This is a genomic window from bacterium, assembly GCA_030697645.1.
Lineage (GTDB): Bacteria > Patescibacteriota > Minisyncoccia > Phycocordibacterales > VMGT01 > JAUYPI01.
The window spans coordinates 24,321-39,899 of record JAUYPI010000016.1 but is presented as its reverse complement, the minus strand read 5'-3'; the positions used below and the strand labels follow the sequence as shown (position 1 = coordinate 39,899).

General features: G+C 54.6%; 16 protein-coding genes and 1 tRNA gene. 6 read left to right on the top strand and 11 right to left on the bottom strand.

Going from position 1 to position 15,579, the window contains the following annotated elements:
* Positions 1-171 precede the first annotated feature (171 nt).
* The 3 genes from Q8R39_03975 to Q8R39_03965 form a co-directional block, all read right to left on the bottom strand.
* Positions 172-1,218 (bottom strand): sigma factor-like helix-turn-helix DNA-binding protein, encoded by a 1,047-nt coding sequence (locus Q8R39_03975; protein MDP3735557.1) that lies wholly within the window; start codon positions 1,216-1,218, stop codon positions 172-174.
* Positions 1,219-1,505: 287 nt separating this feature from the next.
* On the bottom strand, positions 1,506-4,127 hold the full coding sequence (gene leuS, locus Q8R39_03970; GenBank protein MDP3735556.1) for a leucine--tRNA ligase: 2,622 nt from the start codon (positions 4,125-4,127) through the stop codon (positions 1,506-1,508).
* 6 nt (positions 4,128-4,133) lie between these two features.
* Positions 4,134-5,117 (bottom strand): DUF5671 domain-containing protein, encoded by a 984-nt coding sequence (locus Q8R39_03965; GenBank protein ID MDP3735555.1) that lies wholly within the window; start codon positions 5,115-5,117, stop codon positions 4,134-4,136.
* 102 nt (positions 5,118-5,219) lie between these two features.
* On the opposite strand from Q8R39_03965, the gene Q8R39_03960 reads away from it, so the two are divergent.
* Entirely contained in the window at positions 5,220-5,546 is a 327-nt protein-coding gene (locus Q8R39_03960) for a hypothetical protein (protein ID MDP3735554.1), read from the top strand.
* A 142-nt stretch (positions 5,547-5,688) separates the two neighbouring features.
* On the opposite strand, the gene ychF is transcribed toward Q8R39_03960, so the two are convergent.
* The 4 genes from ychF to Q8R39_03940 form a co-directional block, all read right to left on the bottom strand.
* Complete coding sequence (ychF, locus tag Q8R39_03955; protein ID MDP3735553.1) at positions 5,689-6,765, bottom strand: redox-regulated ATPase YchF; 1,077 nt, start codon at positions 6,763-6,765, stop codon at positions 5,689-5,691.
* Positions 6,766-6,837: 72 nt separating this feature from the next.
* Positions 6,838-7,137 (bottom strand): hypothetical protein, encoded by a 300-nt coding sequence (locus tag Q8R39_03950; GenBank protein MDP3735552.1) that lies wholly within the window; start codon positions 7,135-7,137, stop codon positions 6,838-6,840.
* Positions 7,138-7,356: 219 nt separating this feature from the next.
* Positions 7,357-8,277, bottom strand: a complete 921-nt coding sequence (locus tag Q8R39_03945; protein ID MDP3735551.1) for a magnesium transporter CorA family protein — start codon at positions 8,275-8,277, stop codon at positions 7,357-7,359.
* Between the two features lie 366 nt (positions 8,278-8,643).
* Positions 8,644-8,714 (bottom strand) — tRNA-Pro (locus Q8R39_03940).
* 18 nt (positions 8,715-8,732) lie between these two features.
* Here Q8R39_03940 and Q8R39_03935 point away from each other — a divergent pair.
* The 4 genes from Q8R39_03935 to Q8R39_03920 all read left to right on the top strand — a co-directional run bounded on the left by Q8R39_03935 (position 8,733) and on the right by Q8R39_03920 (position 12,411).
* Complete coding sequence (locus tag Q8R39_03935; GenBank protein MDP3735550.1) at positions 8,733-8,882, top strand: hypothetical protein; 150 nt, start codon at positions 8,733-8,735, stop codon at positions 8,880-8,882.
* 312 nt (positions 8,883-9,194) lie between these two features.
* Positions 9,195-9,923 carry a M15 family metallopeptidase gene (locus tag Q8R39_03930; protein MDP3735549.1) on the top strand — a complete coding sequence of 243 codons (729 nt, stop codon included), beginning with the start codon at positions 9,195-9,197 and terminating at the stop codon, positions 9,921-9,923.
* A 107-nt stretch (positions 9,924-10,030) separates the two neighbouring features.
* Positions 10,031-10,795, top strand: coding sequence for a hypothetical protein (locus tag Q8R39_03925; protein ID MDP3735548.1), 765 nt, complete (start codon positions 10,031-10,033; stop codon positions 10,793-10,795).
* A 32-nt stretch (positions 10,796-10,827) separates the two neighbouring features.
* Entirely contained in the window at positions 10,828-12,411 is a 1,584-nt protein-coding gene (locus Q8R39_03920; GenBank protein ID MDP3735547.1) for a hypothetical protein, read from the top strand.
* Between the two features lie 410 nt (positions 12,412-12,821).
* Here Q8R39_03920 and Q8R39_03915 read toward each other — a convergent pair whose 3' ends face one another.
* Together Q8R39_03915 and Q8R39_03910 are read right to left on the bottom strand one after the other, a co-directional pair.
* A complete protein-coding gene (locus Q8R39_03915; protein MDP3735546.1) occupies positions 12,822-13,655 on the bottom strand; it encodes an aminotransferase class IV in 834 nt (277 codons plus the stop codon).
* Between the two features lie 95 nt (positions 13,656-13,750).
* A complete protein-coding gene (locus Q8R39_03910) occupies positions 13,751-14,176 on the bottom strand; it encodes a hypothetical protein (protein ID MDP3735545.1) in 426 nt (141 codons plus the stop codon).
* Between the two features lie 107 nt (positions 14,177-14,283).
* Between Q8R39_03910 and rpmA the strand changes: the two genes are divergently transcribed.
* Positions 14,284-14,556 carry a 50S ribosomal protein L27 gene (gene rpmA, locus Q8R39_03905; protein ID MDP3735544.1) on the top strand — a complete coding sequence of 91 codons (273 nt, stop codon included), beginning with the start codon at positions 14,284-14,286 and terminating at the stop codon, positions 14,554-14,556.
* A 51-nt stretch (positions 14,557-14,607) separates the two neighbouring features.
* Here rpmA and Q8R39_03900 read toward each other — a convergent pair whose 3' ends face one another.
* Together Q8R39_03900 and rplI are read right to left on the bottom strand one after the other, a co-directional pair.
* A complete protein-coding gene (locus tag Q8R39_03900) occupies positions 14,608-14,982 on the bottom strand; it encodes a hypothetical protein (GenBank protein MDP3735543.1) in 375 nt (124 codons plus the stop codon).
* Positions 14,983-15,057: 75 nt separating this feature from the next.
* Positions 15,058-15,573, bottom strand: coding sequence for a 50S ribosomal protein L9 (gene rplI / locus Q8R39_03895; GenBank protein ID MDP3735542.1), 516 nt, complete (start codon positions 15,571-15,573; stop codon positions 15,058-15,060).
* Positions 15,574-15,579 lie beyond the last annotated feature (6 nt).

The window sequence follows — 15,579 nt, the reverse complement described above, 5'->3', positions numbered from 1 at the left end:
ATGCTCAATTTTCAATCAATTTTCAATTACCAAATTTTCAAACACGACGCCGCCCGTCATTGAATCATTGGAAATTCACTGAAAATTGAAAATTGAAAATTGAAAATTCGAACCACGCACGACTACACAGCACCGAAGACCAAAAGAGCGGCGCACACTTTCTCATCACTTTTACGAAACGAATGTGTACATCCCCTCCGCACTCTTCTTGAAGTACTTCGGGTTTTCGAGGTTGACGACGACGGTGTTCTCTTTCACGTAACGTTCCTTCAGCACCTTCTCGACAAGCTCAGCGCGCGGCAGGGGGCCGTAGCGCTCAATCACCGCGCGAATCACGTCGCGTACGACGCCGCCAGCGTAGCCCCACTCGGAGAGTGCGTAGAGCCCGCGGCCGACAAGCACGAACCGCGAATCTTTGATGAGCTCATTGTGGCACGTCGCCTCGTGCGCCGCGCGGCCGAAGAGCCGCGTGATCTCCCGCGCAACTTCCGTAAAGTGCATGGGGGAACCATGCCGGCGGATCGCCAGATAGGCAAAGTCGCGCACGCCCTTCACGCGCACACCGCTCGAGCGCGCGTGGCCCCATTCGCCGAGGGGATTGCGGCCGATCATCTTTGAGACGCCGAGGTACCGGCGCGCGACATCCTCCCGCGGCTCGAGCACTGAGGCGCTACGGAGCTCCTCGAGAAACATACTAACGAGCTCTGAGTCTGATACGAGGTCGCTTCTCTCTAGCCGCTCGGCCAAGGCACGGAGCGCTGTCTCGACCGCCTCTGCCCGCGCTGTGCTGACGTGCCAGCGATGGTGGAATTCATCGTCTTCCTTGAGCTTCACGAACGGATCACCGAGCACGAGGAGAAAATGGATGTGATTGCGCGCACTCTCGTCCCGGCCGAGGAGCGGAAGGAGCTCGCGCTCGGCGACGAGGCCGCCGAGCTCGTCAATCGTTTTGTGGAGCTCATCAAACACGACGCCCTCACGCCGGAGCGCATCCGACTTGCGCACCAGAGCGATCGCGTGGTTCTCGATCTGGCGGATACGCTCGCGCGTGACATCGTAGACATCGCCAATCGCCTCGAGCGTCATGCGCTCGGGGTTTTCCGCAAGCCCGAAACGGCTTACCAGAACATCGCGCGAGCGCTCCGGAAGCACCTCAAGCATCCGGCGGCCCACCGCTGCGGGACGAAAGCCAAGTTTTATAGTTTGTTTTTGAAGCATACCACGAATAAATTTCCAATTTCCAAGTAACCAATTTCCAAGCAAATCTCAATTTCCAAATTTTCAAATCTCAAACTCGGAAAACGTTCAGGTTTGGAAATTAGAGCTTTGAGATTTGGAAATTGCTTGGAAATTGTGCATCTGGAGCTTGGAAATTCGGCATGTGTTTGCTTGACCATTGCCCACAATATATACCCTACACTACCATTCTTGTCCTTGCAAGTCAAACATGCGAGAAGGTGGAGAGTAGAAAGTGGAAAGTAGAGACGTGCCGGACAGACGACGCGTCACTCGAGCACGATATTAAGCAGACGGCCGGAGATATAGATAGTACGCCGGATTTTCCTACCCGCAAGGTACTTTTCGAGGGCTGGGAGCACCTGCGCGCGGGCAACAATCGCCGCCTCGTCGAGATCCTCGACGCTCTCGAACGTCGCGCGCACTTTGCCGTCAACCTGTACCACGATGCGCTGCTCGACCCCAAGCAGTTGGCGGTCGTAAGTAGGCCACGGCTCACTATGGATCGAGCCCCTCTGGTCCATGCTCTCCCAGAGCTCCTCCGCGAGGTGCGGCGCAAACGGCGCGAGGAGCACGAGCAGCGTCTCGTAGTGCTCTCGCCCGACCTCCTCCTCTTTCTCAAACGCGTTGACCAATATCATCAATGCGCTGAGCGCGGTATTGAACTTAAACGCCTCGATATCATCGCCAACTTTCCGAATAGTTTTGTGGATGAGTTGACGAACATTTTCACTTTTGAGTTGTAATTTTGATTTTTGATTTTTGATTTTTGATTTTAGTTTCCACACCTTCTCAAGAAACCTTCTCATTCCGATAAGTCCCCCCGTCTGCCACGGGTAATGCCCCGCCTCGTTGTACGGGCCGATAAACGCAAGATACATTCGCACCGCATCCGCTCCAACCCGCGCGACCTCCGCATCCGGATCTATTACGTTGCCCCAACGCTTACTCATCTTCCTGCCGTCGGTGCCGAGCACGAGACCGCGGTTCATCCGTACCGCGTACGGTTCTGAAGTAGCCAAGGAGGGTCTGACCCTCCTTGGCTGTTGAGGAGGGTCAGACCCTCCTCGCGCTTCTCGCGACGCGACCAACCCGAGGTCGTGCATTGCCTTATAAAAAAATCGCGAATAGAGAACGTGCATCGTCGTATGCTCCGCGCCCCCGGAGTAACGGTCAACCGGCATCCAGAGCGCCTGCTCGTCCCGCGATGCAAATTCGCGATCATTATGCGGGTCAAGGTAGCGCAAAAAATACCACGATGAGTCAACGAACGCATCGAGTGTGTCTATCTCCGGCCGCCAGCCTTTTCCAAAGATGCGCTCGGTGCGGGCGACAAGTTCTTGCGACGTACCCAAGGGCGACGTCCCTTTCGGCGTAAAATCTGTAACGTCATCGGGCAGAAGCCACGGCAGGTGTTCTTCCGGAACCGGGTGCGCCTTCCCCTCCGGATTATAGACAATCGGTATCGGACAGCCCCAATACCGCTGACGAGAAATAAGCCAATCATGTAAGCGGTACGTCGCGGTCATGGTCCCCCCGACGTGCTTGGTAATCGCGCGGCGCGCCTCACCACTCGGCAGTTCGTCAAACTCTCCAGAGCCGACGAGGTGCCCCTCTCCCGTATACGCATGGTCGAGCACCGGACAGGTCGGTGTCGGATAGTGCGGACACACAACCATCTTAATGGGAAGATCGTGTAATCGTGCAAATGCAAAATCTCTCTCATCGTGCCCAGGGACGCCCATAATCGCCCCGGTACCGTAGTGCGCGAGCACATAATCAGAAATCCACACTGGAATTTCTTCGCCGTTTGCAGGATTGACCGCCGTGATGCCCTTAAGCTCAACGCCCGTTTTTTCGCCTCGCTCCACCACGCGTTCAAGCTCAGTTTTGTTTCGCGCGCGTTCAATATACGCCTCTACTTCTTCTCCATTTTGAATTTGAAATTGTAATTTTGATTTTTGATCTTTAATTTCTGATATGAATGCATGCTCCGGCGCAAGCACGAGATACGTCGCGCCAAAGAGTGTGTCGGGACGCGTTGTAAAAACTTCGACGGAAGGGACTGGTAACTGGTAACTGGTAACTGGGGCGTGTTTTGAATTTTGAATTTCTGATTTTGAATTTGTTTCGGATTTCGTGCTCCGGATTTCGAATTTAATCACGACTCCTTCCGAGCGCCCTATCCAATTCCGCTGCGCCTCCTTGATCTCCTCGGGCCAGTCGAGCCCCGCAAGGTCATCGAGCAACCGATCCGCGTATTTCGTAATCTTCAAAAACCACTGCTCCAGCTCCCGCTGTTCAACCGGAGTCTCACATCGCTCGCATACAGATACCGTAATTAGTTGTCCGTCGTTCGCTGTCCGCTGTTGCTTGAGCACCTGCTCATTCGCAAGACCGGTCTCGCAACTCGGGCACCAATTGACTGGCGCCTTTTTTCGCTCCGCAAGCCCAGCGCCAAATAGCTTCAGAAAAAGCCACTGTGTCCAGCGGTAATATTCCGGGTCGGCGGTCACCACCTCGCGCGACCAGTCGAACGAGTTACCCATCGAGCGGAGCTGCTCGCGCATGTGGGCGATGTTCCCGTAGGTCCACTGCCGCGGATCAATGCCGCGCTTGATCGCCGCATTCTCGGCAGGAAGCCCGAGCGCGTCAAAGCCGACCGGGTAAAGCACATTGTACCCTTCCATTCTTTTTTTTCGCGCTAAAATATCCGGCACGGCAAACGCGTACCAGTGTCCCACGTGAAGCGTGCCGGAGGGGTAGGAAAATTCGGTAAGGAGGTAGTAATTTTCTTTCCCCGAAACAGCACCAGGAGTTTCGTACAGCCGATCTTCCCCCCATTTCTTCTGCCACTTCGGCTCAATAGCTATGTGATTATATGAACGCATTCCTCTTTACCTCTTTTTTACGTCTGTCTCCGCTTTTTCTACGATTTCAATCACCCGCTCAAAACATGCTCTCCCCGCCTCGTGCTCCCACGAAGAACCTTTCACGAAAAATTTCTCGTCCACGCGGTCCACATAGATCGAGGCCGGCTCGGGGGCAGCGGGGTAGCGGGCATACGGGGCGCCCTTTGGCGAGGCACTCCCGCTTGGCAAGCTAAACATCGCGCAGAGCTCAAATGAGTTCGGTCCAGTGACGCGATATTCATACGGCGGACGGGTTGTTGCGGGATCAAGCGGCTGCACATAGCCGAAAATTTCCGTGAGAGCCGCAAGGTCCGGGGGCAAAGAGCGTCGCTGCCTCCAGTGCTCAATAACTTGCCACTGAATCTCCTGGAGATTACTCGTCCGCTGGTCATCAAAGCGCCGGTCGCGCGCTTCCTTCGGCGAACCGATTACGAGAAATCCGCCGATAATTGAACCAAGGACGACAGATGACGCCGCGACAGCAAAGAGCTTGAGCCGCCGATCGGGCCGCGCGACATCGCGCCGCAGATCATAGAGAAAGTAGCCGAAAACCGCTCCTGCCGCGATGAATACGGCAATCACCTTGAAGACAAAGCGCGTGGTAAGCTCCCCGCCGAGAAATCGATCAATAAGCACAATGAGGTCAACGGCGAGCGTGACTCCTGCGACAAAGAGCGTGAGGTAAACGAACCATCTCCTAACCCAGAGCTCGCTCTTCTCTGGCTCGCGACGCATGAGAGCATTCCAGAGGCGCGCGAGGTAGAGGTGGAGCGGAAAGACGACGATAAGCGCCGCCATCGCGGCGCGGAGCGTGCCGTCGGCAAATCCGTAGTGGTACTCGAGTGGGTCAGGAAATATCGTGTTGATAATCTCAAACCACAGCCTGAGCACGCTCACGACCACTGTGTAGAGCGCAACGAGCGCGGCAAGATAGAGGAAAAAGTCTTTGGGCGATGTGCGATGTTTCATGCGTCCATTATACACCGTACATATCCCACTTGCAAAAAAGTCGCCCAGATGACACATTATGCGTAGAGAGGATAAAAAAATGGCACAGAGGAGCTGTAGACGATGGACCCGCTACTCCAACTACTTTTTTTTCGGCCACTGTTTTTGCTTGTAGCGTTAGTGTTTATAGGCGTCGTTGGGGCTGCCGTAGCCTATATCGTGCACAAGCGGCAAAAACAATTCCGCATTGCACTCTGTGACGGCTGCAGTACTCCGTATAAACGACGCTCACTCGCCGAGAGCATGCTCACACGCGCCACATTCACCAAAAGTTCCGATCGCCGCTATCTCTGCCCGCAGTGTGCCGAGGCAGAGCGCATGATCATCGAAGGTAAAAACGACCCCCATGGCTCAAAAAGCATGGAGGGGCCGAACGACGAGACGGACTAACTCCCTACGCCAGAGACGGTGTAGGGAGTTCCCATTAAGGTGTTGCGAAGGTGCTTGCTCGGGAACAAACAAGCCCGCGCAACCAAATTTTTTTACCTTCGATCCACGCATAATATCCGCTACGATCCGGTTCGCATCGGCGTCAAATCTTGAACTCAATCACATCCCCGTCCGCGACGATATAGAGCTTCCCTTCCGTGCGCAGGAGACCGCGCTCACGCGCGGCGGCATAGGAGCTGGCGTCGAGTAACACTTTCCAATTGATGACCTCCGCGCGGATAAATTTTTCGCGAAAATCAGTGTGGATCGCGGCACCCGCCTCGGGAGCATTCGCACCGCGACGGATCGTCCAGCCCCGGGTCTCATCCTCGCCGGTTGTAAAAAAAGTAATAAGTCCAAGCAGCTCGTAGCCGGCGCGAATAAGTCCGTCTACCCCGTCGCTCGTCGGCGCGAATGCCTGGCGCATTATGTTTTTCTCCTCCGGTAATATATCGCTCATGTCCTGCTCGACGCCGACGTCAACTATGACAGCGTGATTCCCGCGCGAGGCTAAAAACTCCTGCGCTACTCTGAACGATGCACTCTCGCTTCCCGTCTTCGTGTTGAGCACGAAAAGCATGGGCTTCATCGTGAGAAGATGGAGCGAGCCGAGAAGCGGCGCTTCGTCTTTCGCAACCAGAATGGATGCGGCTGGTCGGCCGTTGTCGAGCGCCTCGGCAAGCCGCACCAGCACGACGCTCTCCGCAAGCGCCGCCTTCTCCCCGCGCTTGACCTCGCGCAGAGTCCCGGCGCGACGCTTCCGGACCGTCTCCGCGTCCGCGAGCGCAAGCTCGGTCTCAATGATCTCGATGTCGTGCACCGGGTCAATCCTGCCCTCGACGTGCGTGATATTCGCGTCCTCAAACACACGCACGACATGCGCGATCGCGTCCACCTCACGAATATGCGCGAGGAACTGATTGCCGAGCCCCTCGCCTTCTGCTGCCCCCTTCACCAGCCCTGCAATGTCCACAAACTCAACCGCGGCAGGAACCACTTTCGCCGATTTTGAAAATGCCGCGAGCCGCTCGAGTCGCCGATCCGGCACGGCAACCACGCCGACCGACGGATCAATCGTGCAAAACGGATAATTTTCCGCAGGCACGCGTTTTTTAGTCAGCGCATTAAAGAGCGTTGACTTGCCGACGTTCGGAAGACCCACGATGCCAATGGAGAGCATAAGTAATACTAACGAGCGGGCCTCTCTATGGAGGCCCGCGATACAAGGTGGTACATCGTACAAACTATTATCTCATACTGTCTTCTCTTCCCGTGGTGGAATGTAGCGATAGGGTATCCATATTCCCGTCATCGCGCGGCATGTAAGAACCACAAAACGCACGTCCGCCTCCCGCCAGAATCCTATTGCCCGCCCCTTACACAAGAGGAGGCAATAGGTGCCAGGAAGGGCAAGGTGTGCATAGTGAACATAATAAAATCGTGTCTCACCAGCACCATTTTCGATGGCGAGCGCATGAAGCAGCTGTGGACTGCGTCTAATCCACTTACTCCTCGTCTTTGTTACCTGCAGTACGATGACGTAGGCCAGCATGCAGAGCGCGGTAGCATGTCTGACACGCTCGAGAATGTTTCTGCGAACCCTCCCTACAAAAGTGTACGCCGCACCACATCGAACCCGCTGCCTGACTCCTGCGAGGCTCACAATAAGGTCCTTTCGCGTGTGTACCCGCAACGACGCATACCAGATAACATCACGGACAATATGCGCGCACGTTGTTCCAATATACAAGCTATCACGCAGACAATTCGGTTACAACCACCGATTCCGCGCAAAGAGGCCGAGTGCCCCGGCGGAGACAAACGCGATCACGAGCATGATAATCCAAAAAGCGCCGCGACTTTCGCCAAGCGGCAGCGCCACGTTCATGCCGTAGAGACTCGCGACTAAATTGGGGATCATGAGCACAATCGTGAGCGCGGTGAGAAGCTTGATCACCCGATTAAGATCATTCGTAACAATCGCTGAGTAGCCGCCGCGGATGTTCGTAATGGTCTTCAAGCTCGCCCGGCAGAGCTCGATCCCCTGTCCCGTCGCGAGCACGAGGTCGTCCATGAGTTCGCGATCGTCTTCAAAAAGTCCGAAAAACTTTCCGGTGCCGATATTCCGAAGCAGCGCGCCGGTCGGTACGAGAGCATCGAGAAAATCATTGAGCGTGATCTCGAACACCACAAACTGGCGGATGTCATCGCTCGAAACGCGAGCGAGACTGACGCTTGTCGCGCGCACGCGACGGTTGATCGCCGTGAGCGACGACTGATACGAATGCATAAGCTCGAAGAGTATCTGGAGCAGCACCTTCGTCTTTTGTGTTGTAAAGACGTCAATCTTCCCGGAGAGTATTCTTTCGAGGAGATGGAGCGTGCGACCCGAGACCGTAAGCACGAACTGCTCGCCGACCGCGATCAAAAGCGGCACCGTCACCGTCTCGTCTCCGTCGCTATCGGGCACGCGAGTAAAAACGTAGACGACGCCCTCGTCGTGCTCGACGCGCGGCACCTCGAAGGGGTCGAGCGCGTCGGTGAGGAGTCCGCGGTCGAGCCCGAGCTCGCGCGAGAGGCGATCGAGCTCATCTTGGGTCGGCGCCTCGACGTAGACCCACGCGCCGACGCGAAACTCGGGGAGGGCGGCGAGCCGTGATTCCTTGAGCGTGCGGTAGTAAAAGGTAATCATGGAACGAGCTTTTAGCTGTTAGCTTGTAGCTTTTAGAGAACGAATTTCCAATTTCCAAAAAAACAATTTCCAAGCAAATCTCAATTTCTAAATTTTTAAATCTCAAACACGGCAAACGTTCGGGTTTGGAAATTGAAGCTTTGAGATTTGGAACTTGTTTGAAGCCTGTTTTTTAGAATTTTACTGTTTCGGGCCGGGGAGACGCTGCGCTATCTCACTCTTTGGAAACCCACGGTTTTCCAACACTCACTCGCTCCGCTCGTTCGTTGCCTTCCTCCACGGCCGCAGCAGGTTCCCCGACCCCCTCCGCGTTCGATTCTCCCCGTCCCTCACTTCGCCCGCGCATCTTTTGATGCTCGGCCTCGTTCGGGCCGGGGAGAATCGAACTCCCACAACAAGACCCCCAGCCTTGTGTACTGCCACTATACGACGGCCCGTGGTGCGCTCGAGGCGCTATGCTCCCTAGCGTAGATAAAAAAACTGTTTCGTGCAATGCACGACTCCTACGCACGACAGCACGCAAATGCTTCGATGGCCTCCTCGAGGAGGGCGGCGCATTCTCCTGCCGTCTCACCGAAAACGACATCCGCGCGCTGATCGAGTAGAGCTGTCGCGGCCAGATACCCACGCCGAGAGCGAGACAAATCGATACGTTATCCACAGGCATACAAAAACTTGACAAAAATTATCGTTCCTTTATACTCAAATTCAACATGTCTAGAGACGACACACCAGCGGCAACCTCGTATATAGCCACAGCGATGTGGATGGTTTGTGGCATTTACTTTACTCTCCTTATTCCCAAGGAGAAAGTTGGGGTTGTACGAGCAATCAGGCATCGATAAACAAAGTCAATTCAGAAGCTCAAATCCCGGCCTTCTCCAAAAGAGAAGGCCGGGATCATTTTATGCATTTGTATGCAAACGGTCACAAATCTTCATAACTTTTGGACCCTTCCCATGGAAGAGAGGGCATTTTGGTATATCCCCGAAATGCTTACAACAGCGTTCCCCATCAAGGAGTGCGGTGAGCCGCTGATTGACGTTCGGCAACAATTGCCTGACACGGAGTGGCCATATCAATTCAGACCAGCAGCCGCGGTAAACGGTGCTGGCGAATGTCGTTTCTTGTTGCGCCAAGATGCAGCGCGCCGCTTCGGAGATGCCGCGCGGGCAATTATAAGAGTGAGCGACGGGAAAATCATGCTCAAAGTCACAGACGCATTCCGTCCGCTTTCCTTACAGCGCGCGCATTTTGAAAAAATCAAAAAAGATGTAGCGCGCACAGAAGGCCTCGCCGGACGAGAGCTGTGGGAGAGAGTAACGCAATTTATCGCAGACCCGGACCTCTGTCCGCCGCACACGACGGGCGGTGCGATTGATCTCACGCTCGTGAGGTCAAAAAACGGCACCGAGCTGCCGATGGGGACGCCAGTGGACGCGATAGATGACCGGGCGTTCACGTGGCATCGCGACATCACTGCCGCAGCGCAAAAAAATCGTCGTCTTCTTTTTGATGCGATGACCGGTGCGGGTTTTGTGAATCTTGCGTCCGAGTGGTGGCATTTTTCCTATGGAGACCAATATTGGGCTGCCTTTTTAGGTGAGCACAACGCACGCTACGACAGCATGGAACATACCGGCTGACTTCTCATACAGCACATCGCTCGCACTTGCGAGAGCGGTGTACTGTTCGGCAGTCAGACCAGGGACCGCTTGAGCCGGTTGTTACAAACATACTGAACGGAGGAATCATGCGACAGTGGCGAGGTGAAGCAAATGGCAATACGTTTCTCATCCTGTGGTCGGATCAGCCCTCTGATCTTGATGCCCGTCTGTTCCTTGACAAAAGAATACGAAAGCGAAATCTATGGAATTTCGATTCCGCCCTTGTCCTCACACCCACGGAGACCGACGCGAGTGTCGCGATGACTATCCTCGAGAGAGACGGCACGGTTTCTACGATGTGCGGTAACGGAGCGCGTGTCGTTGGCGAGCTGCTCCGCCGAAGTGGTCTGCGACCAATTATCGAGACGCACCGTACGACTATCTCCCTCGAGCGGAGTACTGGGGGATTCTGGGTCCCCATTGACATTGTGGAAATCCCGACGCGATTCGAGAATGGCCTCCACGTGCCAGCGCACTTTCCTCTTTTTCGCCTCTATTCAGTGCTCGGGGAGCCACATGCGGTCACAATAGTGCGCAACGTTTGGGAGGCACCGCTCGCCGTATGGGGCACATTCTTTAGCAGTAATCGAATAAACTGTACTGTTGTCCATCGGGATGGTGGCAGCATACTCTATGCCAGAACATTTGAACGCGGCGTAGGGGCGGAGACGCGCTCCTGCGGCACAGGCGCCTGTGCCGCTGCCTGGCTCATCTGCAAGGGAGGTCTCGTGCGGAAAAAAACAGTGGAGGTCAAAATGCACGAACACATGCTCACGGTCTTCATCGATGAAGGCCAGGGCATTTTCCTCAAGGGGTCAGCACCCGTCAGTTGTCAGCCCACAGAGCTTTAGGAGAGCAACGCTCTATAGAAAGGGAGGAGGCAGTGATCGAACAGACTGTTTTGTCGGGTGATCAAAATATCGCATGGGACGCGCCTCTTAAGCTACGGCTCCTCACGGAGCTCGGCTATCGAGTCCTGCACACTATCCACAGCAGTGATTTCTTCTCTCGACCACCGACTCGGAGTGGACAGCCGATCGCCGTCACTCCAGAGGCATACACGCAGGACGGCAATGTCACGCGGTGGACAGCAAGTATGGAAGCCGCACTGTTCCTCGGACGTATGCCGATCAATCCGCAGCTCTTTGTGGAGCACGGCATACACTTCGAGCGACTCGCGCATTTCGAGAAACGTCCCGTTGATGCGATAGTTGCGGGTTTAACCGTCGGTGATTGGCTTGGCCTCTGGCACGCGAAGAAGGAGCGCGTCGCGCATGGCGTCCCTGTCGTTGATTTCTACAAGGAGCTGAACGCTCTCCGAAAACCGATACGTCGCAATCTGCTCGAGAGCATTGCGGAGCCGCACAATAGTCCGCGCATCGCCGTCCTTGACCATCTGCTCAACTACGGACTATACAAGACCGCAAGCTGGGCAGACGCATCAATCGGCCTTCTACGCTCCCTCCTTGAACAATGGGGCTCTCAGTGTTCTCTGACGACAAGCGTCGACTACTTTTCGGTTCAAAACGGTACCATTCCCCTACGCATCCTCGAGTTGTTTCTACGGCACTACAAGGACGCTCGGGAAGCGTACAATGAGGCGGTGAAAGGTCCGGGAGAAACAATTCTCCCGCTCGAGAATGGCGAGTTGCCCTACTATGCGGTCGTCGAAAAAGAAGAGGCGTTGTATCGGGTCGATCTGCACTACCCCCAGGCGGGAAAGGCGGAGGATCTGGTGCGAGAAGCGGCTCGACACGGCTCGGTACGAGCCATTGTCGGCAAAGCGCTGGTAAACTTCCTCGAACTGCGCATGCGCTGCCCCATGGTGCTTATGGCGCTGGGATCTTCCTATGCTCCAAAGTCAGTCCGTCTCGCGTCCCTGCTATTGATAATGACAGGCGGCAAGCTCGCGCTCCATCCGATCCTGCGATTGCACGTCGGTGCACTTGATGCGCTCAGCGCAGTGCAGCATCGATTTTTACTGCCAGAGTATCTACGCGATGCGTTTAAAACTGACTGGATTGACGGGACGTCATTCGCAGCAGCGTGGCGTGGAGTCGTTGCCGCCGCAGAAGCAGAATGTCAACAATTACGTGAGGAGAGCGCAGAGTCTTTGTTATTACAGCACCCCCTCATCGGCACACACGGGCGAGATCTCGCCGTGCACGTCAAAAACCTCATCAGCCGTCATCATGAGCTGCTCAAGAGAGCAAACGGGTACCCTACCACGGATGCAGAAAAAATACGATGCACCCTTGCGGCAGAGTACGAACCTCAAATGCTCGAAGCGGTCTTTGCGACGCTTGCGAATGGGGCAGACATGCGCAAAGCGCAGCGACTACGCAAATTGCTTGCCATCTCGCAATCGCTCCCATACTGGAACTGTCGTCCGTTCACCTCGTGGGTCTTCGCGCTACCTAAATGGTACGAAGCAATACGAGCTGGTGCGCGTGTGACGCAAGAATAGCAACAAACGGCGATGGTCTCTACCATCGCCGTTCTACTTTATCAACCCTTTTGTCTATAGGATTTTACGATCAACAGGAGCAGAATCTACCCGGACCGATACCTTTTTCTCGGTAACCAGTATCAGGTGCAGGCCAGGAATACCCAAGCCATAATAACTAATGCAGATTCTGTTATTTAAATTTCCCAACCCCGTACACCCCTTATTGTTTCGAGAAAGTTCCGGGCCACGCCCCCTGTCTCGGATTTCCATACCTTCACACGGCATGTAACATTCCTCCTTTTTTCGGGAGAGTCTTTACTCTAAATTCTAAATTGATTATAACCTTTTTTGAATAAAAAGTCACGCAGATTCGTAGTGGGTGTCTCTCATATCACATACCGTACGGCCGCCAGAGAAAAATTGCAGCACTACCAGAGATCTGAAAGCGTATACTCGCGGAACTGGCGCATGACGTCTTTGGTGATAGGGCCCACGGTGCCGTCTCCGAGCGGCTTACCATCCACCGATGTTATCGGCGTAATTTCCTTTCCGCTGCCGGTCAAAAATGCCTCCGTAGCGCCACAAAATTCATCCATGGTAAAATCTTTTACCTGCACAGGGATAGGTAGGCGCAGTATCTGGAGCAATACGTTCCGCGTCACACCCTCTAAAATATCTGTCCGCGGCGTCAAAAGACTATTGCCGATCACTGTGAATATATTGCTGTTTGAGCCTTCAAACACCTGCGTGTCTGAATAGTATACCGGCTCCACCGCGCCCACCTTCGCTGCTAATTGAGTTTGTTTTACCCCTTCAATGTAGTTGTTCGACTTTGCGGCTGGATTATATCGCTCGTGCTTCACCGTGATCACACCCACGCCTTTTTCATAGCACTCCGTGGGGTATTGCACAGCGGGATCCACCATAATAATGATCGTCGGGCGTGCCCGAGGAAACATAGTATCTGATACTCCGCCGGAGACAATTATTTTGATGAATTTTTCTTCGCTCGTCTGGTTCGCGGCCAGAGTTTTCATCACCCAAGCTTCCATCTCCTCTTTGCTCCAGGGTACCTCAAGACCGATGAGGCGAGCAGAGTTATATAGACGATCAAGGTGCTCCTCGAGCTTAAACGGCCGGTGGTGCGGATATGTTTTGAGGAAATCAAATACCGCAAACCCACGAGAAAATCCTATGTCTCGCGGGGAAATAAAAAGTTTTTCGTCGGACACCAACGCTCCGTTTAAGAAATGGGTCTTCATACATGTATGATTCCGCTACATAAACGTCTCGGTCCAGTATAATTATCCGTAGTTTTTAAGCGAGTCGCCACACTCAACACTATCATACTGACAACTCACTCCAGCCCCTTGCAGTTTCCGGCTGGACTGTAGCCCGCGGCGCGAGCGGCAGCGACAGAATCGAACCAGCGCTTATTTTCCTCCTTGATGCGCTGCGCGCCTGAACACCACGGGAAGTGATATTTTGTGCCGTTTTTCGAGCCGAGGACTTTTCCTCCGGTATCGAAGTTCACGGTAGTACGCACCGATCCTGCCGACTCCGATACGCCGACAATGCCATCGAAACTGCGGGCCATCCGATGTCCCGCAGTTTCGACCGTTTCTGCTACGCTCGCAGTTATTCGCACCGGCTCGCGGAGTGTCTCAAGCGCGGAGAGCCGCCCGAGGCCGAAGCTCGCAAGTCCGACGAAAATAATAATGGCCACGGTAGTGATCTCAGGAGTCTCCGCCCATCGCTTGATTTTTTGAATGATATCGTGCATAGTCAACACCAGCTTATAACTGTTAGCTTTTAGAGGGACGCCGCATTGCGTCCGTACTGTTCGTTGTCTCCTAAAAGCTATAAGTTAACAGCTAAAAGCTCAACTCCATGGCCCATCGTAAAGCCGGCGGCTCCGCAAAAAACCTCCGCGACTCACAACCAAAATACCTCGGCATAAAACTCTCCGCCGGAGAGCGCGCCCGACGCGGCGCGGTCATCGTGCGCCAGCGCGGCACGAGAATTCTCGCCGGAGAGAACGTCGGCATCGGCCACGACCACACGCTCTTTGCGCTCGCGGACGGCCATGTCGAGTTCCGCGACAAACGCCACAAGCGGTTTGACGGACGAACGATCAGTAAGAAGATTGCGCATGTGGTTTGATAAAAAAAGCTGCACCCCATCCATTTTTATGTGAGACGGGGTGCTTGTTTTTTATGTCATCCGTCTCAGGGTGACACGGATGGGCCGGAGCCACAAAAGAGACAATGGACGAAGCCATGCGCAATGATCGAAACGGCGAACCCAACGCATCATTTCTGGAGAAGCCAAGAACCATGCGCCCTTGAGCCAGAGACCATTCGCCTTGACCGAAATAGGCCCGCCATATGCCCGCCGTGCCGCGAGAGCAAAAGCGCACGCCAGAGGATCAACGGGCTGACCTCGCCGAATATCTCGCCAAGTGAGCTCGAGGGAAATCTCGTCCGGTATTTCCTGTGCGACCTCCAGTGCACCCTCTGCCGTCGCATTTTCGGCTACTGCCACCTGTACTTCTTCATCCCGTAGCACGTCTTCGAGCAAAGCAACCATGCCCCTCTCCTTTCAGAGTAAGCGACGAAATACCACCTACATCCGCTAAAATAGTATCGTGGCGCGTTGAATAAATCAAGTACCCTTTTTTTGCTCGAGTGGTTTTACACTGAGCACAAAGTGGGCTATCGTCTCGCCGCTCCGCGCGGCGAGCGCATGCTCCCCCACCTCTTTGATCGGCTTCTCGAGTTGAATGAGCTCGGGGGGAATTTCTACGCGGCGCGCGGCGGCTATCGCCGTCGCGATCTCTTCCTGCCCGACCGACGCAAAAAGATGACCTCGAACGTTCACTCTCGCCGTAAGCTCGATCTTTACGCCCTCAAGCGCGCGGATATTTTGTGCGAGGAGCTCTCCCGCGAGCGCGCGACTTGCCTCGGATCGCGCGCGTTCGGCCGCGAGCCGCTTCTCGGCATCAGGTGTTGCAAGTACCGCACACTTTCGCGGCAGCAAAAAATTGCGCGCGTAGCCGTCCGCAACGTCCTTGACGTCAAACTTTCGGCCGATCTTCGAAACGTCTTGTAAAAAAATGACGCGCATAATTTTGAGGGACTGGTAACTAGCAACTGGTAACTGGGGACGTGCAACGCCCAAACGATC

What these genes read in the sequence shown, in the direction of transcription:
- Q8R39_03975 (MDP3735557.1), bottom strand. Translation starts at nt 1,218, where the DNA reads ATGCTTCAAAAACAAACTATAAAACTTGGCTTTCGTCCCGCAGCGGTG.
- leuS (MDP3735556.1), bottom strand. Translation starts at nt 4,127, where the DNA reads ATGCGTTCATATAATCACATAGCTATTGAGCCGAAGTGGCAGAAGAAA.
- Q8R39_03965 (MDP3735555.1), bottom strand. Translation starts at nt 5,117, where the DNA reads ATGAAACATCGCACATCGCCCAAAGACTTTTTCCTCTATCTTGCCGCG.
- Q8R39_03960 (MDP3735554.1), top strand. Translation starts at nt 5,220, where the DNA reads ATGGACCCGCTACTCCAACTACTTTTTTTTCGGCCACTGTTTTTGCTT.
- ychF (MDP3735553.1), bottom strand. Translation starts at nt 6,765, where the DNA reads ATGCTCTCCATTGGCATCGTGGGTCTTCCGAACGTCGGCAAGTCAACG.
- Q8R39_03950 (MDP3735552.1), bottom strand. Translation starts at nt 7,137, where the DNA reads ATGCTGGCCTACGTCATCGTACTGCAGGTAACAAAGACGAGGAGTAAG.
- Q8R39_03945 (MDP3735551.1), bottom strand. Translation starts at nt 8,277, where the DNA reads ATGATTACCTTTTACTACCGCACGCTCAAGGAATCACGGCTCGCCGCC.
- Q8R39_03935 (MDP3735550.1), top strand. Translation starts at nt 8,733, where the DNA reads ATGCTCCCTAGCGTAGATAAAAAAACTGTTTCGTGCAATGCACGACTC.
- Q8R39_03930 (MDP3735549.1), top strand. Translation starts at nt 9,195, where the DNA reads ATGCAAACGGTCACAAATCTTCATAACTTTTGGACCCTTCCCATGGAA.
- Q8R39_03925 (MDP3735548.1), top strand. Translation starts at nt 10,031, where the DNA reads ATGCGACAGTGGCGAGGTGAAGCAAATGGCAATACGTTTCTCATCCTG.
- Q8R39_03915 (MDP3735546.1), bottom strand. Translation starts at nt 13,655, where the DNA reads ATGAAGACCCATTTCTTAAACGGAGCGTTGGTGTCCGACGAAAAACTT.
- Q8R39_03910 (MDP3735545.1), bottom strand. Translation starts at nt 14,176, where the DNA reads ATGCACGATATCATTCAAAAAATCAAGCGATGGGCGGAGACTCCTGAG.
- rpmA (MDP3735544.1), top strand. Translation starts at nt 14,284, where the DNA reads ATGGCCCATCGTAAAGCCGGCGGCTCCGCAAAAAACCTCCGCGACTCA.
- Q8R39_03900 (MDP3735543.1), bottom strand. Translation starts at nt 14,982, where the DNA reads ATGGTTGCTTTGCTCGAAGACGTGCTACGGGATGAAGAAGTACAGGTG.